19 protein-coding genes are annotated in these 20,821 nt (G+C 42.3%); 18 read left to right on the forward strand and 1 reads right to left on the reverse strand.

Features of this window, described 5'->3' with window-relative positions; translation table 11 throughout:
- Window positions 1–27 precede the first annotated feature (27 nt).
- From cysS to BVE84_RS03470, 4 genes are all read left to right on the forward strand, one after another.
- Window positions 28–1,371, forward strand: a complete 1,344-nt coding sequence (gene cysS / locus BVE84_RS03455) for a cysteine--tRNA ligase (protein WP_076995700.1) — start codon at window positions 28–30, stop codon at window positions 1,369–1,371.
- Entirely contained in the window at window positions 1,364–1,753 is a 390-nt protein-coding gene (locus tag BVE84_RS03460; protein WP_076995701.1) for a Mini-ribonuclease 3, read from the forward strand. Before cysS ends, BVE84_RS03460 begins: the two co-directional genes overlap by 8 nt.
- A gap of 9 nt (window positions 1,754–1,762) precedes the next feature.
- Complete coding sequence (locus BVE84_RS03465) at window positions 1,763–2,695, forward strand: helix-turn-helix domain-containing protein (RefSeq protein WP_083708208.1); 933 nt, start codon at window positions 1,763–1,765, stop codon at window positions 2,693–2,695.
- 935 nt (window positions 2,696–3,630) lie between these two features.
- Window positions 3,631–4,764 carry an ABC transporter ATP-binding protein gene (locus BVE84_RS03470; RefSeq protein WP_076995702.1) on the forward strand — a complete coding sequence of 378 codons (1,134 nt, stop codon included), beginning with the start codon at window positions 3,631–3,633 and terminating at the stop codon, window positions 4,762–4,764.
- A gap of 273 nt (window positions 4,765–5,037) precedes the next feature.
- Here the strand turns inward: BVE84_RS03470 and BVE84_RS03475 are convergent, their stop codons facing one another.
- A complete protein-coding gene (locus BVE84_RS03475) occupies window positions 5,038–5,994 on the reverse strand; it encodes an aromatic acid exporter family protein (protein ID WP_076995703.1) in 957 nt (318 codons plus the stop codon).
- Window positions 5,995–6,497: 503 nt separating this feature from the next.
- Between BVE84_RS03475 and BVE84_RS10665 the strand changes: the two genes are divergently transcribed.
- The 14 genes from BVE84_RS10665 (at window position 6,498) to BVE84_RS03545 (ending at window position 20,821) form a co-directional block, all read left to right on the forward strand.
- Window positions 6,498–6,662, forward strand: coding sequence for a transposase (locus BVE84_RS10665; protein WP_135017439.1), 165 nt, complete (start codon window positions 6,498–6,500; stop codon window positions 6,660–6,662).
- A 288-nt stretch (window positions 6,663–6,950) separates the two neighbouring features.
- A complete protein-coding gene (locus BVE84_RS03485) occupies window positions 6,951–7,151 on the forward strand; it encodes a M48 family metalloprotease (protein ID WP_076995704.1) in 201 nt (66 codons plus the stop codon).
- A gap of 323 nt (window positions 7,152–7,474) precedes the next feature.
- A complete protein-coding gene (rlmB, locus tag BVE84_RS03490) occupies window positions 7,475–8,212 on the forward strand; it encodes a 23S rRNA (guanosine(2251)-2'-O)-methyltransferase RlmB (RefSeq protein WP_076995705.1) in 738 nt (245 codons plus the stop codon).
- An 86-nt stretch (window positions 8,213–8,298) separates the two neighbouring features.
- The gene (locus BVE84_RS03495; RefSeq protein WP_076995706.1) at window positions 8,299–9,162 is read left to right on the forward strand and encodes a DegV family protein; all 864 of its coding nucleotides are present in this window, start codon (window positions 8,299–8,301) and stop codon (window positions 9,160–9,162) included.
- 50 nt (window positions 9,163–9,212) lie between these two features.
- A complete protein-coding gene (locus BVE84_RS03500) occupies window positions 9,213–10,106 on the forward strand; it encodes a DUF7916 family protein (RefSeq protein ID WP_076995707.1) in 894 nt (297 codons plus the stop codon).
- A 108-nt stretch (window positions 10,107–10,214) separates the two neighbouring features.
- On the forward strand, window positions 10,215–10,790 hold the full coding sequence (locus tag BVE84_RS03505; RefSeq protein WP_076995708.1) for a hypothetical protein: 576 nt from the start codon (window positions 10,215–10,217) through the stop codon (window positions 10,788–10,790).
- Between the two features lie 224 nt (window positions 10,791–11,014).
- A complete protein-coding gene (rplM, locus tag BVE84_RS03510) occupies window positions 11,015–11,461 on the forward strand; it encodes a 50S ribosomal protein L13 (RefSeq protein WP_076995709.1) in 447 nt (148 codons plus the stop codon).
- Window positions 11,462–11,480: 19 nt separating this feature from the next.
- Window positions 11,481–11,873 (forward strand): 30S ribosomal protein S9, encoded by a 393-nt coding sequence (rpsI, locus tag BVE84_RS03515; protein ID WP_075105055.1) that lies wholly within the window; start codon window positions 11,481–11,483, stop codon window positions 11,871–11,873.
- A gap of 288 nt (window positions 11,874–12,161) precedes the next feature.
- Window positions 12,162–13,715, forward strand: coding sequence for a type I restriction-modification system subunit M (locus BVE84_RS03520; protein ID WP_076995710.1), 1,554 nt, complete (start codon window positions 12,162–12,164; stop codon window positions 13,713–13,715).
- Window positions 13,708–14,700, forward strand: a complete 993-nt coding sequence (locus BVE84_RS03525; RefSeq protein WP_076995711.1) for a virulence RhuM family protein — start codon at window positions 13,708–13,710, stop codon at window positions 14,698–14,700. Before BVE84_RS03520 ends, BVE84_RS03525 begins: the two co-directional genes overlap by 8 nt.
- Entirely contained in the window at window positions 14,693–15,922 is a 1,230-nt protein-coding gene (locus BVE84_RS03530; protein WP_076995712.1) for a restriction endonuclease subunit S, read from the forward strand. The genes BVE84_RS03525 and BVE84_RS03530 overlap by 8 nt, the downstream gene beginning before the upstream one ends.
- Window positions 15,923–15,927: 5 nt before the next feature.
- Window positions 15,928–16,557: a restriction endonuclease subunit S gene (locus BVE84_RS03535; RefSeq protein WP_228062185.1), complete on the forward strand. Its 630-nt coding sequence runs from the start codon at window positions 15,928–15,930 to the stop codon at window positions 16,555–16,557.
- Between the two features lie 20 nt (window positions 16,558–16,577).
- On the forward strand, window positions 16,578–17,687 hold the full coding sequence (locus tag BVE84_RS03540; RefSeq protein WP_076995713.1) for an AAA family ATPase: 1,110 nt from the start codon (window positions 16,578–16,580) through the stop codon (window positions 17,685–17,687).
- Between the two features lie 2 nt (window positions 17,688–17,689).
- A complete protein-coding gene (locus BVE84_RS03545; protein WP_076995714.1) occupies window positions 17,690–20,821 on the forward strand; it encodes a type I restriction endonuclease subunit R in 3,132 nt (1,043 codons plus the stop codon).

Below are 20,821 nucleotides of genomic sequence, written 5' to 3' on the forward strand. Positions count from 1 at the left end.
TGAACAATCAGAAGTAATGGAGAAGCTATGATTAAAATTTACGATACCATGACCCGCAGTTTGCGTGACTTTGTGCCCTTGGAAGAAGGGAAGGTCAAGATGTACGTCTGTGGGCCAACTGTTTACAACTATATCCATATCGGAAATGCCCGTAGCGTTGTGGCTTTTGATACCATTCGTCGCTATTTTGAATATCGTGGCTTTGAGGTGACCTACATTTCTAATTTTACAGATGTGGATGACAAGATTATCAAGGCAGCCAAGGAAGCAGGTTTGACAACCAAGGAATTGTCGGATAAGTTTATCGCGGCCTTCAAGGAAGATGTGGCAAAACTGGGTGTCAAACCAGCTAGTCAAAATCCTCGAGTGATCGATTATATGGATGAAATCATCGACTTTGTGCAGGTCTTGATTGACAATGGCTATGCTTATGAGGCCGATGGTGATGTCTATTTCCGTGTGGAAAAGGCTGAAAACTATGCCCGCTTGGCCAATAAAACCTTGTCAGAGCTAGAAGCCGGTGCCTCTGGTCGCGTTGAGGGCGAAGGGGAACTGAAAGAATATCCCTTTGACTTTGCCCTTTGGAAATCGGCCAAACCAGGCGAAGTATCTTGGGAAAGTCCGTGGGGGGACGGTCGTCCGGGTTGGCATATCGAATGCTCGGTTATGGCGACAGAGATTTTGGGCGACACCATTGACATTCATGGTGGTGGGGCAGACCTAGAATTTCCTCACCATACCAATGAAATCGCCCAGTCCGAGTGCAAGACGGGTCAGACCTTTGCCAACTACTGGATGCACAATGCCATGCTCAATATCAATGATGAGAAGATGTCCAAGTCCTTGGGGAATTTCTTGACAGCACATGATATGTTGGAGCAAATCGACAGACAAATCTTGCGCTTTTTCCTGTCTACCCAGCACTACCGCCGCCCGCTTAACTATACGGAAAAAGCGATTTCGGATGCGGAAACAAATCTCAAGTACCTGAAAAACACCTACACGCAGCCTCTATCAGCCATGTCAGACCAAGCTGGTTTGGCCAAGCACTTGGAGGCCTTTGAAGCAGCTATGGATGATGATTTCAACGCTGCTAATGGGATTACGGCTATCTTTGATTTTGCCAAATGGATTAACTCTGGTAACTATGATGAAACAGTAAAAGATGCCTTTGGCAAGATGTTGGCAGTCTTTGGTATCGTTTTTGAAGAGGAAGTCTTGGATAGCGAGATAGAAGCCTTGATTGCGGAGCGTCAAGCGGCTCGTGCCAATCGAGATTTTGCGACGGCTGACCGTATTCGAGATGAACTAGCAGCGCAGGGAATTAAACTTCTGGATACCAAGGATGGTGTGAGGTGGACACGTGACTAGTCCGATAGATGTCAACCTCATCAATGGGATTGCCCTGGCCTTTGAAGGCGATGCAGTCTATTCCATGTATATTCGTAGATACCTGATTTTTAAGGGGGAGACCAAGCCCAATCAACTGCATCACAAAGCGAATCGTTATGTGTCAGCCAAGGCTCAAGCCAGTCTCGTTTCAAAGATGTTAGAGATGAATTTTCTGACAGAAAAAGAAGTGGATATTTACAAGCGCGGACGCAATACCAATAGTCATACCAAGGCGAAAAATACAGATGTCGTGACCTATCGCATGTCTACAGGCTTTGAAGCAGTTGTGGGCTATCTCCACATGACCGAGCAAATCGAGCGTCTTGAGGAAGTGATTAACTGGTGTATCGAACAGGGATAGGGAGGTTTTATGCAGGTTGAACAGTTTTTTTCAAGTAAGGGAAAAAGGAGGGAAGGCTCTCATTTGCTAGATAGTCAGGAGGCCTTAGACTTCTTTCCAGCAGCGCGCATTGTTGCTCTGCCTTCTAACCAGCCGGATCAGCTGAACCTCCCCTTATCAAATGGTCAATGGTTGCAGGTCAGTCAGGAGAGTTTGACAGAGCGGGAACGTTATTTGCTATCTCTTTCTTCCAATCAGGAAGAGCTCTATGCAAGCCATCCCTGGTATCGTTTTTTAGTCAAGGGAATCGGCCCGATGCCCCAACAAAGTAGTCCCATGCAATGGATCCATGTGCATCATTCCGTGTCAGCCTTTGAGGACAAGGAAGTATTAGAGGATTGGTTGGAGGTCATGCGGTCTTTATTGCCCAACCGCCTAGCGGACTTTCAGCTGACAGCCCATGATAGGATTTTTGTACTTGATCAAACTACCTTTATCCCGATTCATGCCGTCTTAACCGATACCCTATCCACCATGGAATTTGACTTTAGCGTAAAGCTAACGGTTCTGGTCGGGCAAATGTGGTCACAAGTAGCAGAAGAGGACTGGAGAAGTCTCTTTCAAGCGGAGCATCAGCTCTTTATGGCTTGGCAGCAACGCTTCCAATCTTCGCGGGTTCTTTCTTTTGGCCATGTCTTTTTGTGGGGACAAGGTCAAGACATTTCGCTTAGCCCCTTGCGGCATCACCTAGCCCAGATGATTCGTCAGCAAGATCAGTTAGCAGCCAGCATTCTTGCCTTATGGGAGGAAGCAGCAGTGGTGACCAAGGCGGCTCAACGTCTCTATGTCCATCGTAATACTCTTCAATACCGCCTTGAAAAATGGTTAGATGTCAGCGGTCTCCAACTCCGCAACCTAACGGATTTAGCAGTTTGTTACCAGATTGTCTTGGAGGAAAGATAAGATACAAAGGGCGTATAAAAGCGACTGAAAATTCGGAAACATGATGAGGAAGTCAACAGAGAGTTTGCTTTGGCGAACTCTCTGTTGACTTTAAAATAGGCTGAAAATCGTCACAGGAGCTTTTCGCTCGTCAGATTTCCTATTTCCTAGCTCAGGTTTCTGTGGTCACTTTCTTGTTTCAACAGGTTACTCCTCGCTTTCCGCTTTCTTGGCTCGGGCTTCTATGGTCACTTTCTTCTTTTTTGGTGACCGTTGAAACAGTTCCCCGAACTGTTTCAATCCTATTTTCACTTTGAGTTTTTTACGGGCTTTGTATCTTGTGCAACTGAACACGGGCTACGAGCTGTGCAAAAAAGAGAGTTTTTCCTAGCTTCAAAGGAATGGTATACCTTTGAAGGCGGGAAATAGAAGTTTGCCATAGCAAACTCTCAGCAACCCTCTGCGTCAAAACTCCTATTTTTGCTTTGCTCGCTTCAACAGTCTAGGGATAGACTGTTGAAGGTTGGAAATAAAACGAGTATTACTCGTATCAAATGCTCTCGTATCTTGTAATTGAACTCGAGCTACAACTCACTGAAAAAAAGACCAATCTCATAGGTTGCAAGCCAACCTGCTTCGATTGTCTATTTTTTCTAGGAGTTGCTTTAACAGTCTAGGGATAGACTGTTGAAGGTTGGAAATAAAACGAGTATTACTCGTATCAAACGCTCTCGTATCTTATAATTGAACACGCCCTAAACTCTGTGTGAAAAAGACAAATACTCCTAGAAACTCCAGTTTCTTCGTCGCATTTCCTATTTTCGCTTTGAGTTTTTTACGGGCTTTGTATCTTGTGCAACTTGTACAAATTGTCTTTTTCTTTTTGTTCAGATTGACAGGGACAGATAAAGCGTTTTCATTTATAATAGAAATGTAAAAGAAAGCGAGGTTTGAACATGGTTCAATTAAATTTAAAAAATATCTACAAAAAATACCCAAATAGCGAGCATTACTCTGTTGAAGATTTTAACCTAGACATTAAAGACAAGGAATTTATTGTATTCGTTGGTCCTTCAGGATGTGGGAAGTCAACTACCCTTCGTATGATTGCAGGTCTTGAAGATATTACAGAGGGTGAAGCCTATATTGATGATGTATTGATGAATGACGTGGCGCCAAAAGATCGCGACATTGCCATGGTATTCCAAAACTACGCTCTTTATCCTCACATGACAGTATTTGATAATATGGCCTTCGGTTTGAAGTTGCGCAAATACAGCAAGGATGAAATTAAAAAACGTGTAGAAGAAGCTGCAGGTATTCTGGGCTTGACCGAATTCTTACAAAGAAAGCCTGCTGACTTGTCAGGTGGACAACGCCAGCGGGTTGCGATGGGGCGTGCTATCGTTCGTGATGCAAAAGTATTCCTAATGGATGAGCCTTTGTCAAACTTGGATGCGAAGCTACGGGTGTCCATGCGTACAGAAATTGCGAAAATTCACCGCCGTATTGGGGCAACTACTATTTACGTAACCCATGACCAGACAGAGGCAATGACACTTGCTGATCGTATCGTTATTATGAGTGCAACTAAAAATGAGGCAGGTACAGGTACCATTGGACGTATTGAGCAAATCGGGACGCCAGAAGAATTGTATAACGCACCTGTGAATAAGTTTGTTGCAAGTTTTATCGGAAGCCCAGCGATGAACTTCTTTAACGTAACCTTGAAAGAGGGTGTCTTATCAGACGGGGATCATTTCTCCTTGCGCTTGCCAGAAGGTCGCAGAAAACATTTGGAAGAAAAAGGGTATGAAGGAAAAACCTTTACACTTGGTATCCGTCCAGAGGACATCAAGGCTTCTCAACTGGAATTGGATACCTATCCTGAAAGTATCATGACATCAGAAGTAGTGGTTTCTGAGTTGCTTGGCGCAGAGTCTATGCTTTATAGTCGTGTCGGTTCAACTGAGTTTGTGTCTCGTGTGGATGCACGTGATTTCCACAAACCAGGTGAAAAGGTACGCCTAGCCTTCAACTTGAACAAGGCCCACTTCTTTGATAATGATACCAACAAGGCGATTGTCTAATACTCAATTAAGGTTCACTTGATGTTCGTAGTTTATTAGAACATCTGCTTGCTGAAATTTAAAGAACCTCCCTGCCAAACGGCAGGGAGGGTTTCGGCCTGTTCCCTTGAAATAGGATGGACCTATTGAGAAAAGTCATGGCTTTTCGTATTTTCAACTACCTTCGTCCTCGTTTCCTAGTCTACTGTTGATTTTTATTGAGTATTAGGTCGGGGTTTCCATGGTCACTTTCTTCTTTTGGGATGACCAGCTGAAACAGTTCACCGAACTGTTTCACTCCCTTGCATATTGCTCATAAAAATCAACCTTTAGCTGGATAAAGGCTTCCATATCATGGAGGAGTTGAAAGAGGGTTGCCCGTGCTTCAAATTCTTCTCTGCTATGGGGGAGTGGACGTTCCCGAAAGGTCTGGTGAAAGAGCTGAATATCGTCCAGAAGTTCATGACCGGGATTTTTCCTGCTCAGCTGGAGGGCTGTTCGTTCAAACAGGCTGGCTAGGATAACGGCTTCGCGCGTTTCGAGGGAAAATTTGTTCATATTGTTGGCCATGGTCCGTAATAGTTTGTTTTGCGAAAGACGCATTTCAAAGTAATGAACTTGGTAGTTGGTCTGGTGAAAGACTTGATTGTGGCGATCGAGGTAGACAATAGCTAGTGCTTCTTGGAGTATTTGCTCCAGTTGGATAATCAATTCTGCTTCGTTGCGCCCATTTCCTGTCAGTAAAAATGTTTGAAAGCGCAGGAGGATTGATTTTAGACCTTGTTCGACCTTTTCGTGGTAGAGTTGGATTTGTTTGTCTTGTGAAGGCATGTAGAGATTGGCGACAAGGGCAATCCCAGCACCGATGAGAAAGAGAGCCAATTCATTACCTAAAAGGCTTAGTGAGGTAGACTTCTCCAAGAACAGATGGGTCACAAGAACAGTACAAGGAGCAATCCCTGCTGTTAGATTTGCCTTGTATGCAAGAGGGACATAGAGGCAGAGATAGAGTCCTACCGTTAGGATATGAAACCCAAACAGGGAAAAGACAAGGGCTGCGATGGCAAGGGCTAAGACCGTTGACCAAAGTCTTGCCCAGGCTGTCTTGAGTGAAGCGCGCCTGGTCTCTAAAATGCTTAAAAGAGCAATAATCCCTGCGGATGTAGCGTAAGACAAATGTAAAAATTCAGCCAAAGAAATGGCGATACAGGTCGCAAGGACCAGCTTAATCGTTCGATGAAATAAGGGCATGAGCGCCTCCTATAGTGAATGTGAAGAAAAATAGATGATGCACTATGCTAATTATAGCATAAGATACGAGAGCGTAAAACAACTCCTAGAAAAAATAGACAATCGAAGCAGGTTGTCTTGCAACCAATGAGATTGGTCTTTTTTTCAGTGAGTTGTAGCTCGAGTTCAGTTAAGATGTGAGGACGTTAAGAAAATGTAAAGAAAAATAGGGAATTGGAGCAGGTGACTCCAACAACCGCTAACCTAGCTGTCTAATTTTTAGGCTCGGGCTTCTATGGTCACTTTCTTCTTTTTGGATGACCAGCTGAAACAGTTCACCCAACTGTTTCAATCCACTGGATAGTTTCTTCCGTCTCCGTAGAATGAATGGTATCTGTAACAGCGATAGCTGCCTTTCTTTTTATCTAGTATTGGGAAATGTGGATTTTTCTGTAGATTTTTGTTAACTAAAAAATAGATAAAAAGTAGAAACAGTATGTATAAAATGTGTTAATCTTATCTCTATGAACAGAAAAGGTTATAACACAGATTTGACAGATGCCCAGTGGTCTCTTATTGAGCCGTATTTTTCAAACCATCGAACCTATAAATGGTCCAAACGAGAGCTTGTAAATGCTGCGCTTTATATCACCAAGACGGGTTGTCAATGGCGCATGTTACCCCCATGATTTCCCTCCCTATCCGACAGTGTGGAGCTTCTTCCGACGTGCTAGAAATACTGGATTATGGGATAAAATACAGGCTACATTGATTAAAAAAGCTAAGTAGTTCTGGAGCAAGTTTGTCTCTATTTGTCTTACGATGGATAGAGACATTTAACATTGTCAAGCTGATATTGGCGGACAGCTGTTCAACCTGTCGCTAAGCTACTCTTTATTGATAAATCTTTGACACGGGCCCAAGAATGGACAGCAGATCGTTGTGCCTATTACTACGCACCCGAAGGAAAGCGATCTATGATGGTCTTGTTTGCCGGCAAACACCTGTACTCTCACGTTGATTTTGATGAATATATGAGAAGTGTGCGCAATCATAAGGATGGTTTTTGGTTAAAACTGTCAAATTTTATGGCCGACCATGCAGTCGGTTTTCGTCGGATGGAAGCAATCAAAGAAACAGAAGAAAAGGGTTGGGACGTACACGGGAAAATGCTGTAACAAGCAAGGTTATTTGCCTCTTGTCTAGGGAGTCTCTAAATACTTCTATTCAGACCATAGGAGGTGAATGTCTCTCAATATTTCCTAAAGCTCTGCTCTAGGATAAGTTCCATGTTGTAGGGTTCTTATCCAGAGATTTTTGCTATGGACCAATTCCCCCCCAAAAAAAACGTACATTCAAACTAGGTCAGCCTTGCCTCGCTGTACTCCAGTGTGGTTCGCTTTCTAGTTTGTTTTTTAATTTTTATTGACTAGCATCAGAGATTTATCACTAGAATAGTTTGTCGGTTGGACTGCTATCTGGGCTGTGGTATAATAAAGGCATGAGACAAATAGAAGAAAATGACATTGTGTACGGTGTGCATGCTGTAGTGGAGAGTTTGGAAGCCAACACTGGCAATAAGCTCTACATTCAGGATGATTTACGTGGAAAAAATGTAGAAAAAATCAAGACCCTAGCGGCAGAGAAAAAAGTGTCTATCTCTTGGACACCGAAAAAGAGTTTGTCTGACATGACAGATGGTGCGGTTCATCAAGGGTTTGTTTTGCGGGTATCCGAATTTGCCTATGCGGACCTGTCGGTGATTTTGGAAAAGGCGGAAGCAGAAGCCAATCCCCTCATTCTCATCTTGGATGGTCTAACAGACCCCCACAACTTCGGATCCATTTTGCGGACTGCAGACGCGACTCAGGTGGCAGGAATCATCATCCCCAAACATCGTGCGGTCGGAGTGACCCCCGTTGTGGCGAAGACCTCCACAGGGGCAGTGGCTCATGTGCCCATTGCTCGAGTGACTAATCTAAGTCAGACCTTGGACATACTAAAAACCGCCGGTTTCTGGATTTTTGGGACGGATATGAATGGTACCCCTATCCACAAGTGGAATACTGCAGGAAAACTCGCCCTTATCATTGGAAATGAGGGGAAGGGGATTTCTACTAATATCAAAAAACAAGTTGATGAGATGATTACGATTCCCATGAAAGGGCATGTGCAGAGTTTAAATGCCAGTGTGGCTGCTGCTGTGTTGATGTATGAAGTCTTTCGGAAGAAGCTGTAAGGTTGGGAAAGTATATCCCGAACTTATATCATTCAAAAATTAAAAGCACTTTGCTTATGAATACAGATTCTTAGAAATGGAGATATATGGCTCAGTTTACAATCGTGACCGATTCCACCGCGGATATACCAGTAGAGTGGATTGAACAATATGACCTGACGGTGATGGGCTTGACCGTGGAGCTAGATGGTCTTGTCTATGAAACTGTCGGGGAAAACTGTCTGACCAGTGATGTCTTGCTAGAAAAAATGCTAGCAGGTGGACAGCCGACGACCAGTCAGGTCAATGTCGGGCAGTTTGAAGCCCTGTTTAGAAAAACTGCTAAAGCCAATCAGGCAGTCCTGTACCTCGCTTTTTCGGCTGCCTTATCAGGTACCTATCAAAGCGCAGTGATGGCGCGGGAAATCGTCATGGCTGACTATCCAGAAGCAGTGATTGAGATCATTGATACCAAAGCAGCTACCTTGGGAGAGGCTTACCTAGTATTACAGGCTGCCAAAGCACGGGAAGCAGGCTTGCTACTACCGGAAACGGTTGCTCTCATCAAAGATTTGATTCCCCGTGTGCGAACCTATCTCTTGGTGGATGATTTGCAGCACTTGGTACGTGGAGGGCGCCTTTCTAAGGCTGCCGCCTTCATCGGTGGTTTGGCGAATATCAAGCCCTTGATTTCGATCGATAGCGAAGGAAAACTCGTCTCCCTCGCCAAGTTTCGAGGTAAGAAAAAAGGGATAAGGGAGATGCTGTCTCTAACGCTGGAGCAGTTGGCTGATCCCTATGTCATGGTGGCCTATACTGGAGATGTGGCAGCTGCGGAACGCTTACGGGATACCTTACTGGCAGAACAGCAGGTGGAGCAAGTGCTGATGGCGCCTTTAGGTCCTATTATTGCTAGCCATACAGGGACAGGTTCTCTGGCCATTTTATCCATTGGAACAGATAAGCGATGATTCGCTTTTCTTTCAAGAACTATGAGAAAACGTTTTCTAGGAGGAAGCAAATGAAACGATTACTATCAGCCTATACAAGTGATATACAAGCTATGGATAGATCTGACTTAAAAAAGAGTATTCAAGCTAGTGAAGGACGGATTTTACTAGGGGAAACAGTGGTCACAGCAGCCCCTCTGATTGCCGGAGTGTCTAATGCAGAGATGATGGCAGCTTTTGGCTGTGACTTGTTGGTCCTCAATGAATTTGATGTCTTTACTGGTGTTATTCAGGATTTTTATACTTGTGCCAATCCTATTGCAGAGCTGAAACGCTTGACAGGACGGCCTATTGGGATTAACTTAGAGCCAGTAGATGAGACAAAAGAGGTGATGGATGAGCAGATGCACCTTCCTGCTGGTCGCAGAGTCAGCCCAGCGAGTCTGCAAAAGGCCAATGAACTCGGTGTTGATTTTATTATGTTGACAGGAAATCCGTCTACAGGAGTCTCGCTATCTGCGATTGAGGAAGCTATTCGACTTTCCGTTCAGCATTTTAAGGGACTCATTTTTGCAGGAAAAATGCACGGGGCAGGTCTAGGAGAAGCGGTGGTTAGCGAAGAAGCCCTGCTCAATTTTGTAGCTGCTGGTGCAGACGGCGTGTTGGTACCAGCAGTAGGAACTGTTCCTGGAGTGAGGGAAAGTATCGTAGCACCGATTGTGGAGCGAGTCAAGCAAGCAGGTGCCTTGGTCATGTCAACGATTGGAACCAGTCAAGAAAGTGCAGACAGTCAGACCATTCGTGAATTTGGTCTGAGCAATAAGCGCGTGGGGGCAGATATTCACCACATTGGAGATGGGGGTTACGGTCGCATGCCAGATCCTGAAAATATACTGGCTCTCAGCTTGGCAGTCAGGGGAAGACGGCATACCTATTTCCGAATGGGACAGTCTATTCTTCGCTAGCTAGTAGCTAGTATAGTTTGGAAAATAAGCACCTACTATGTCGTTTTATTTCTATTTTGGGATTGCGTGAGTGATCATGGATATTGTTGTATACAGTAAGGAGCAGACATGGGATTCATTGAACGATTGTTTAAGAAGGTTGAAGAGGTCAATACAGGTCAAGCTAGCCCGGAAAGTCTGGCAGAAGACATGTATATTGGAGAGACAGTCTCTGAAGAGGAAGCTCTACAGTATTGGCACACCATGCAGCAGGGATTGTTGGTCAACGCTGTAAAAGCGGCAAGTCAAGAGATAGAGCGGGCTTTTGTGCTGGTCAATTTTAAAGAAAACGAAGAGACCTTTGACTTGTTTTATCAAGTGGATGGACGGCTACTCCGTTGGCAAGAATTGGGTGAAGAGGCTCAATATAAGATTGAACAGCAGCTACTTCCTCAGGCATCAGAAGTTGCAAGAGCTGTTCATGCGGACTTTGAGGGGGCAGGTTTGCCATGTATCGCATATGCGATGTTACAGTTTGAACAAGCCACCATGGCATGGTTTGGTCGCAGATTGGCGCAAGCTACTCCTGAAGCCAATCTTACATTTGAAGCATTTTCCAATCAATGGTTCGGACTCTTAGAAAGGAGTATTGGAGATGTTCCATTAGATAGTGACCGCCCCTTGCCTTATTTAGAGCTGGAGTAATCAAAGGTTTACTTTCCTTGGAAAGGTGGGAGCAAAAAACGGGCAAAAAATGGTGACAAAATCAAGAAAAAGGGGAAGGTAGGGCTTGACTTTCTCTCTTTTCTTTTGATATAATGGAAAACGGTATTGTTTACCCCATTTGAAAGGCCCCGGAACCCTTCAAATAACCTGCGGACCGGAACATCCGCTTCGTAAACAAAAACGATATTCATATAGGAGAAATCATGAACAAGACAACATACATGGCTAAGCCAGGTGAAGTTGAACGCAAATGGTACGTAGTGGACGCTACTGATGTGCCTCTTGGACGCCTTTCAGCAGTTGTAGCGAGCGTTCTTCGTGGAAAAAATAAACCAACATTTACACCGCACACTGATACAGGTGACTTTGTGATTGTTATCAACGCTGAAAAAGTAAAATTGACTGGTAAAAAAGCAACGGATAAAGTATACTACACTCACTCAATGTATCCAGGTGGCTTGAAGTCCATCACTGCTGGTGAGCTTCGTTCAAAAAATGCGGTTCGTTTGATTGAAAAATCAGTGAAAGGAATGCTCCCACACAATACCCTTGGACGCACTCAAGGGATGAAATTGAAAGTATTCGTCGGTGCTGAGCATAACCACGCTGCACAAAAACCAGAAGTTCTTGATATTTCAGGACTTATCTAAGGAAAGGAACAAATAAAGTATGTCACAAGCACAATATGCAGGTACTGGACGTCGTAAAAACGCTGTTGCACGCGTTCGCCTTGTTCCAGGAACTGGTAAAATCACTGTTAACAAAAAAGATGTAGAAGAGTATATCCCACATGCTGACCTTCGCTTGGTTATCAACCAACCATTTGCTGTTACCTCAACAGTGGGTAGCTACGATGTTTTGGTCAATGTTGTAGGGGGAGGCTATGCAGGTCAAGCAGGAGCTATCCGCCACGGTATCGCTCGCGCCCTTCTTCAAGTAGACCCAGACTTCCGCGACTCATTGAAACGCGCAGGTCTTCTCACACGTGATGCTCGTATGGTAGAACGTAAGAAACCAGGTCTTAAGAAAGCACGTAAAGCTAGCCAGTTCTCAAAACGTTAAGAACCAGCTACAATACAGATTTTACAACACTTCATGGTTACCACCATGGGGTGTTTTTTGTGACACAGGAAATTTAAAATTGGCCTAAAAAATTATTTGTGGTATTGATGAGCTCGGACAGTGTATACAGACTATCGTAAAAATAAGTATTAGAAAAGGTAGAAGTGATACTTTTTAGCTGATGTTTTTTATATCTCGGGACAATCCCTAATTCCCTTGAGAAATAGTTCGAGATAGAGGGGGAAAATGGTATAATGGAGGTATTAAAAAATAATGAGGAATAGTAACATGTCTGAACAAGCACAAAGACAAGAACTCCATCGGAAAATCTGGGCGATTGCAGATGATGTCCGTGGAGCAGTAGATGGCTGGGATTTTAAGCAATATATTTTAGGGATTCTGTTTTATCGGTTTATCAGTGAAAATTTTAAGACCTATATCGAGGGCGGCGACGAATCTATCAATTATGAAGAGGTCCCAGAAGAGTTGATTACGCCAGAGGTAAAAGATGATGCCGTCAAGACCAAGGGCTATTTTATTGGGCCTAGTCAGCTTTTTTCAACTGTCGTCAAAACAGCACGAACCAATGATAAATTAAATAGAGATTTAAAAGCTATTTTTGATGCTATTGAGGATAGTGCAGCTGGTTATGCTAGCGAAAACGATATCAAGGGCCTTTTTGATGATGTGGATACCAGGAGTAATAAGCTGGGTAGTAGCGTTCCTGAACGAAATCAACGCTTGGCACTTATTCTTGAAGGAATCGCAAGTCTTGACTTTGGAAATTTTGAGGATAATCAGATTGACCTCTTTGGGGATGCTTACGAATACCTGATTTCAAATTACGCTTCAAATGCTGGTAAGTCAGGTGGGGAATTCTTCACACCACAGAGTGTATCCAAACTATTGGCTAGAATTGTCATGCTGGGTAAGGATGAGAAAAATAAAATCAATAAAATCTATGATCCAGCATGTGGGTCAGGCTCTCTTCTTCTCCAAGCTAAAAAGCAATTTACGGAGCATATCATCGAAGATGGTTTTTATGGTCAAGAAATCAACATGACCACCTATAACCTAGCACGCATGAATATGTTCTTGCACAATATCAATTATGATAAGTTCAGTATCGAACGAGGCAATACCTTACTAGATCCCAAGCATGGCAATGACAAGCCTTTTGATGCGATTGTATCAAACCCACCTTACTCGATCAAGTGGATTGGCAGTGACGACCCGACCCTTATCAATGATGACCGCTTTGCACCGGCGGGCATTCTAGCACCTAAGAGCAAGGCAGACTTTGCCTTTATCATGCACAGCTTATCCTATCTATCCAATAGAGGGCGAGCTGCCATCGTCACCTTTCCTGGTATTTTTTATCGTGGGGGTGCGGAGCAGAAGATTCGCAAGTATCTAGTAGATAGCAACTATATAGAGGCGGTGATTCAGTTGCCAGACAATCTCTTTTTTGGGACATCCATTGCGACCTGTATACTGATTTTAGCGAAAAATAAGCCCACAACAGATGTTCTTTTTATTGATGCCAGTCAGCAGTTTAAAAAAGAGACGAATAATAATGTCTTAAAGGAAGAACATATTGAGAAAATCTTAGCCAGTGTCGCAAATAAAGAAAACGAAGACTATTTTGCCAAGCTCATTTCCCAAGAGAAAATCGCAGAAGCGGACTACAATCTCTCTGTCTCTACCTACGTGGAGAAAGAGGATACCCGAGAGAAGATTGATATTGATGACTTGAACAAGAAAATCGCAGAAACGGTCAAAAACATCGACCGTCTGCGGGCTGAGATTGACCAGATTGTCGAGGAGTTGAGTCATGGCTAATGAAGTGATTATTTATCGGACAGACGATGGGAAATCAGCCATTGAACTTCATCTGGATAATGGCACTGTCTGGCTGACACAGATGGAACTAGCTGAGCTCTTTCAAACTAGTAAGCAAAACATTAGTAAGCACATCAAGGCTATTTTTAAGGATGGTGAATTAGAGGAAAGTTCAGTTGTCAACTATCAGTTGACAACTGCCGGTGATGGAAAAAACTATAAGACAGCCTCTTATAATTTGGATATGATTCTAGCCATTGGCTATCGAGTGCGTTCGCCGCGTGGGGTGCAATTTAGAATTTATGCCTCAACGGTTCTCAAGGAATACCTGATTAAGGGCTTTGCCATGGACGATAACCGCCTAAAAAATATAGGTGGCAGCTATTTCAAAGAACTGTTGGCACGTATCAGAGACATCCGTTCTAGTGAAAAAGTTTTTTATCGTCAAGTTTTGGATTTGTTTGCTACATCCAGTGACTACAGTGCCAACAGTCCTGAAGCGCAAGCCTTTTTTGCCACGGTGCAAAATAAGATGCACTATGCCATCCATCAGCATACCGCAAGTGAGTTGATTGTTGACCGTGTGGATAGTGAGAAGGCTTTTCTGGGTTTGACCACTTTTAAAGGAGAATTGCCGACCCTAAAAGAAGCGCAAGTGGCTAAGAACTATCTGGATGAAAAAGAACTGCGTGGGCTCAATCAGTTGGTGTCAGGATACTTAGACTTTGCTGAAAGACAGGCGGAGCGTGAAATCGTCATGACCATGAAAGATTGGATTACGCATGTCAATAGTATCTTGAAAGCCACAGGCGATCAAGTCTTAGAGGGGAGTGGCACGGTTTCTCGGGAGCAGATGTTAGACAAGGTGACGACAGAGTACCGCAAATACCAAGCTAAGACACTTAGCCAAGTCGAGAAAGACTATCTGGCTGAATTGAAAAACTTAGAACAGCTTGCCAAGAAGGGGGAGAGGAACCATGACTAAGATTGAAGAGATGCTGGCAGAACACTGCCCTAATGGTGTAGAATGGAAAGAGTTAGGGGAAGTGTGTGAATTAAAGAATGGTTATACGCCTTCAAAAGCTAAGGTAGAATTTTGGAAAAATGGAAGTGTACCATGGTTTCGACTAGAAGACATTAGGAAAAATGGTCGAGTTCTTTCTGATGCTATACAACATGTCACTGATGCTGCTATTAAAAATGGAAAAATATTTCCAGCCAAGTCAGTTATTGTTTCAACAACTGCAACGATTGGAGAAGTTGCTCTCATAATGGTTCCATTTTTATGCAACCAACAGATTACAGCGGTCATTCCTAAGGCTTTATATAAAAAGACTTTGGATATTAAATTTTTATTTTACTATATGCAGATTCTTAGTGATGATATGAAGAAAGGGGTAAGTGAGGGGAGTTTTCCAATAATTTCTTTATCAAAGATGAAAACTTTTCAAATCCCTCTCCCTCCTCTAAAAATTCAAGAAGAAATCGTGCAAATACTTGACAAATTCACAAAATATGTTACGGAACTTACGGCGGAACTTACGTTCCGTAAACAGCAATATTCCTACTGTCGGGATAAGCTCCTCTCTTTTGAGGATGATGTCTATCAGGTGGAATGGAAGACATTAGGGGAAGTTGGCAAAGTTTCGATGTGTAAGAGAATATTGAAAAATCAGACATCTGAAGTTGGAGAGATACCTTTTTATAAGATTGGTACATTTGGAAAAGAGGCTACAGCTTATATTTCGCGAGAGCTATTTGAAAACTATAAGGAAAAATTTTCTTATCCTAAATTAGGTGATATATTAATCTCCGCTTCAGGAACAATCGGTAGGACGGTTGTTTTTAATGGTGAAGATTCATATTTTCAAGATTCTAACATTGTTTGGCTAGAGCACGATGAAAGTCAAGTTTTGAATCGTTACTTATTCTATTTTTATCAAATGAATCCTTGGCAAGTTTCAAACGGAGGTACAATTAGTAGACTTTACAATGGAAATATTGAAAAAACAAAAATTCCCCTCCCACCTCTTCATATCCAATCTCGCATTGTTCAAGTCCTTGATAACTTTGACACGGTTTGTAATGATTTAAAAATCGGACTCCCCAAGGAGATCGCACTACGTCAAAAACAATATGAATTTTTTAGAGAAAAACTCTTGACATTCACCGCCGAAGGCGTGTATGCTGAGAGTAGAGTAGAGTAGAGGAGTTGGGGCATTCCGACTTCATCAGGCTCCTCCAATGGGTCTTTGGACCAATACGGGTGTCATTGGGAGCTATTTGCGACTTTACACGTGGTAATGGTCTCCAGAAGAAAGATTTTGTCGAGGAGGGCTATCCGGTTATTCATTATGGACAAATCTACACGCGTTATGGTTTTTCAACGAAAGAAACGATATCCTTTGCAGAAAAGACAGTTTTTGACAAGTTGAAAAAGGCTCAACCGTACGATATTATCATGGCAACCACATCTGAAAATGTGGAAGATGTGGGAAAGGCGCTTGTATGGGAGGGTAGTAATGAAGTGGGGGTTGGAGGGCATTCTTGTGTTCTACATACTGAACAAAATCCCAAGTATTTAGCATATTATTTTACAACGAGGGATTTTCAAATTCAAAAAGAAAAATTAGTTGTAGGCACGAAGGTTATTGAATTTTATCCGAAAAATATTGAGAAAATAAGTATAATTCTTCCATCCCTTACTGAACAAGACCGTCTTGTCTCTATCCTCGATAAATTCGATACCTTAACATCTGATTTATCCCAGGGGTTGCCCAAGGAGATTGAGCAACGACAGAAGCAATATGAATATTTTAGGGATAGGCTATTGAGATTTTAGATAATGGATAAGGAAATAGTATGGGGAAAAAACTGGAAGAAATCGCTGAAGAGCTAAGGCAGTCCTCTAAAGCTGTACAGTTGATTTATGCCTTTAATGGCACAGGGAAAACTAGGTTATCCAAGGCATTTGCTAAGTTGGTTCATGCAGAGGCCGAGGGTGATAGCCTTACGAGAGATAAGATTCTTTATTACAATGCTTTTACAGAAGATTTGTTTTATTGGGATAACGACCTTGAAACGAATCAGGATTATCGGTTGAAGATACAGGCAAATTCTTTTATATCATGGGTGATTGAAGAGCAAGGACAGGATCAGAATATTATTTCAAATTTTCAGCATTATACAGATGATAAGCTGAATCCTAGCTTTGACTTGGCGAACAATCAGATTGTTTTTACCTTCCAAAGAGGAAATGAAGAAAGCCATGAGCAAGTAAAACTTTCTAAAGGTGAAGAGAGTAATTTTATATGGTCTATCTTTTATACTTTGTTGGAGTTGGTGATTAATGAACGAAAAATTGTTGAGCCAGAGGAACGGAGTACTAGAGACTTTGATAATCTAGAATATATTTTTATTGATGATCCTGTTTCATCTTTAGATGAAAATCATCTAATAGAAGTAGCTTCAAATTTAGCTGGTCTTATTAAGGAAAGTAATAATGAAAGGTTAGGATTGAAATTTATTATTACAACCCATAATCCGTTGTTTTACAATGTCTTACATAATGAATTTGGAAATGCAGGCAAGCATAGATTGGAAAAGCTAGAAGATGGCACTTACCAACTCCATACTCAGCGCAAAGACTCTCCTTTCGCCTACCATTTGTTTCTATGTGAGCAACTTACTCAAGCTATACAGAATAACAACATTCAAAAATTTCATTTTAATTTTCTAAGAAATCTTTATGAAAAGACGTCTACCTTTTTGGGCTATAAGGATTGGAAAGAATTGTTTCCAGAGGGTTCAAATGACGGGGTTCGAAACGCTTATAAAAAGAGGATTTTAGATTTTTCAAGTCACTCTAAACATTCTGCTGAAGAAGTTATAACTCTAAATGACCAGCATAAACAAATGCTAAAATATCTTTTTGAAGATTTTATAGAACGATACCATTTTTATAAGGAGTAAGCATGTCTACCATCACTCAAACAGACCCGATTTTGGAGTCCAATCATTTTATTGTCTTAGAAAAGTACACCAAATCTGAACAGGCTGGGTCGTATCAGACGGAGGCTGATTTGGAGCGGGAGCTGATTGCTGATTTGCAGCAACAGGGCTATGAATACCTCAATTATGTGACGACACCAGAGGCGCTCTTGCTGAATCTGAGAAAGCAATTAGAAAGGCTTAATGCTGTCAGTTTTTCGAATAGTGAGTGGCAGCGTTTTTTAGACGAATACCTGCATAAGCCTAGTGATAGCTTAATTGACCGTACTCGAAAACTTCACGATAATCATATCTACGACTTCATTTTTGATGACGGTCATATCGAAAATATCTATCTCTGGGATAAGAAAAAGATTAGTCGCAATACAGTACAGGTCATCAATCAGCTGAAGCAGACGGGGACTCATGCCAATCGCTATGATGTGACTTTGTTGGTCAATGGGTTACCCTTGGTACAAATTGAGCTGAAAAAGCGGGGAGTGGCCATTCGTGAGGCCTTTAACCAAGTACATCGTTATAGTAAAGAGAGCTTTAACGAAGAAAATTCCCTTTTCAAATATCTGCAGCTCTTTATCATTTCAAATGGGACAGATACCCGCTATTTTGCCAATACCACCAAGCGAGAAAAGAATTCCTTTGACTTTACTATGAACTGGGCCTTGAAAAACAATGAGCCGATTAAGGATTTAAAAGACTTTACAGCCACCTTTTTGAGCAAGGAGACCCTGTTGAATATTCTCATCAACTATTCTGTATTTGATGTGAATGATACCCTTTTAATCATGCGTCCCTATCAGATTGCAGCAACAGAGCGAATCATCTGGAAGATAAAATCCTCCATTGCGTCAAAGATTAAAAGTGGTCCTGAGACAGGTGGCTATATTTGGCATACCACAGGATCAGGCAAGACCTTGACTAGTTTTAAGGCGGCAAGACTTGCAACGGAGATGGACGAGGTGGATAAGGTCTTCTTTGTGGTCGACCGTAAGGACCTGGATTACCAGACCATGAAAGAGTATCAGCGCTTTTCCCCAGACTCTGTCAATGGGTCAAATAGTACCGCTGGACTGAAGCGTAATATCGAAAAAGATGATAATAAGATTGTCGTGACGACCATTCAGAAACTGAATAACTTTATGTCTAGCGAAGCGCAACATGAGATTTACAACAAGCAGGTGGTATTTATCTTTGATGAGTGCCATCGCTCTCAGTTTGGTGAGGCACAAAGACGCTTGAAACAAAAATTTAAGAAGTACTGTCAGTTTGGCTTCACGGGGACACCGATTTTCCCTGATAAATACGACAGTGATGGCAAGATTGTGCGAAAGGGAAACGCTATTTCAGCCTTTAATACGGCGTCTGTCTTTGGTCGTGAGCTGCACGCCTATGTCATTACCGATGCTATTCGTGACCAAAAGGTTTTGAAATTTAAGGTGGATTATAATGATGTCCGTCCCCGGTTCAAGTCGATTGAAACGGAGCAAGATTTGGAAAAATTATCCGCGGCAGAAAATAAAGAACTCTTGCGCCATCCGACACGGATTGCAGAGATTTCAACATATATTTTAGATCACTTTACTCAAAAGACACATAGGCAAAACGGCAAAGGCTTTAACGCCATGTTTGCCGTGTCAAGTGTTGATGCGGCTAAGGATTACTACAAAGAATTGCAAGCTCAGCAAGCTGGGAAGGACAAGCCATTGAAGATTGCGACCATTTTCTCCTATGCAGTAAATGGGGAGCAGGCTGCCATTGGAGAGATTGATGACGAGACGTTCAGTCCTACTGATCTGGAAGACATCGATAGCAAGGAATTTTTGAGTGGAGCTATTTCTGACTATAATCAGCTTTTTCAGACTAATTTTAGTATCAATGGGAATGAGTTTCAAAACTATTACCGTGATTTGGCCAAGCGGGTTAAATCTGGGGAGGTAGACCTGCTGATTGTCGTTGGTATGTTTCTAACAGGTTTTGATGCGCCGACGCTGAATACCCTTTTTGTGGACAAAAACCTACGCTATCATGGGCTTATTCAGGCTTTTTCACGGACCAATCGAATTTACAATGCGACTAAGACCTTTGGGAATATTGTGACCTTTCGTGATTTGGAGGAGGCAACGACAGAAGCCATTAAACTGTTCGGGAAGACGGAAACGGTAGATATTTTGCTGGAACGTTCTTATCAGGACTATATGAATGGTTATGTAGAAGCTGGAGAAGAGCAAAAAGGTTATTTAGCTGTTGTTCAAGAATTGCAAGAAAGGTTTCCAAATCCCTCTGAGATTGTCAAAGAAAGTGATAAGAAAGAGTTTGTGACCTTATTTGGTCAGTTCTTACGCTTGGATAATATCTTGCAAAACTATGATGACTTTATGAGTTTGCAGGTCTTGCAAGAGCTAGATATGACGGATGTAGCAGCTGTGGAAATCTTTAAAGAACGTTTTCATCTAGATGATGAGACTCTAGCAGAATTCTCACAGCTCAATATCCCAAGTATGCGTGAGATTCAAGATTATCGATCAGTCTATAATGATATCAAGTCCTGGTATGATAGTGAACGTCGCAATCAACAAGATGCTGAGTCTACTATTGATTGGGATTCAGTCGTTTTTGAAGTAGAGTTGCTGAAATCGCAGGAAATCAATTTGGATTACATTCTAGAGTTGATTTTTGAGACCAATCAAAAAGTGTCTGGTAAGGACCAAGTCATCGAAGAAGTCACACGAACCATCCGTGCAAGTCTAGGTCATCGGGCTAAGGAAGGGTTAATTGTTGATTTTATTCATGATAGTGATTTAGATAGTTTTGCCGATAAGTCAGATATTTTGGAACAATTTTATACATTTGCCCGTCAAAGGCAGAAAGAAGCAGTGGCTGACTTGATTGAGACAGAAGGATTGAACCAAGAAAGTGCCAAACGCTATATCCAAACCTCCCTCAAACATGAATATGCTAGTGAAAACGGGAATGCCCTTAATGAGGCGCTACCCAAGATGAGTCCACTTAACCCGCAATACCGTACCAAAAAGCAGACTGTTTTTGAAAAAATTGTTGACTTAGTTGAGACATTTAAGGGGATTGGCGGAGAAATTTAA

The sequence above is a fragment of the Streptococcus azizii genome (assembly GCF_001984715.1).
Classification (GTDB): domain Bacteria; phylum Bacillota; class Bacilli; order Lactobacillales; family Streptococcaceae; genus Streptococcus; species Streptococcus azizii.

Coding starts and splice junctions, on each gene's coding strand:
- BVE84_RS03470 (WP_076995702.1), top strand. CDS start 3,631: ATGGTTCAATTAAATTTAAAAAATATCTACAAAAAATACCCAAATAGC.
- rlmB (WP_076995705.1), top strand. CDS start 7,475: ATGAGACAAATAGAAGAAAATGACATTGTGTACGGTGTGCATGCTGTA.
- BVE84_RS03495 (WP_076995706.1), top strand. CDS start 8,299: ATGGCTCAGTTTACAATCGTGACCGATTCCACCGCGGATATACCAGTA.
- BVE84_RS03540 (WP_076995713.1), top strand. CDS start 16,578: ATGGGGAAAAAACTGGAAGAAATCGCTGAAGAGCTAAGGCAGTCCTCT.
- BVE84_RS03475 (WP_076995703.1), bottom strand. CDS start 5,994: ATGCCCTTATTTCATCGAACGATTAAGCTGGTCCTTGCGACCTGTATC.
- BVE84_RS03520 (WP_076995710.1), top strand. CDS start 12,162: ATGTCTGAACAAGCACAAAGACAAGAACTCCATCGGAAAATCTGGGCG.
- rplM (WP_076995709.1), top strand. CDS start 11,015: ATGAACAAGACAACATACATGGCTAAGCCAGGTGAAGTTGAACGCAAA.
- BVE84_RS03500 (WP_076995707.1), top strand. CDS start 9,213: ATGAAACGATTACTATCAGCCTATACAAGTGATATACAAGCTATGGAT.
- BVE84_RS10665 (WP_135017439.1), top strand. CDS start 6,498: ATGAACAGAAAAGGTTATAACACAGATTTGACAGATGCCCAGTGGTCT.
- rpsI (WP_075105055.1), top strand. CDS start 11,481: ATGTCACAAGCACAATATGCAGGTACTGGACGTCGTAAAAACGCTGTT.
- BVE84_RS03545 (WP_076995714.1), top strand. CDS start 17,690: ATGTCTACCATCACTCAAACAGACCCGATTTTGGAGTCCAATCATTTT.
- BVE84_RS03530 (WP_076995712.1), top strand. CDS start 14,693: ATGACTAAGATTGAAGAGATGCTGGCAGAACACTGCCCTAATGGTGTA.
- BVE84_RS03525 (WP_076995711.1), top strand. CDS start 13,708: ATGGCTAATGAAGTGATTATTTATCGGACAGACGATGGGAAATCAGCC.
- BVE84_RS03505 (WP_076995708.1), top strand. CDS start 10,215: ATGGGATTCATTGAACGATTGTTTAAGAAGGTTGAAGAGGTCAATACA.
- cysS (WP_076995700.1), top strand. CDS start 28: ATGATTAAAATTTACGATACCATGACCCGCAGTTTGCGTGACTTTGTG.
- BVE84_RS03465 (WP_083708208.1), top strand. CDS start 1,763: ATGCAGGTTGAACAGTTTTTTTCAAGTAAGGGAAAAAGGAGGGAAGGC.
- BVE84_RS03485 (WP_076995704.1), top strand. CDS start 6,951: ATGATGGTCTTGTTTGCCGGCAAACACCTGTACTCTCACGTTGATTTT.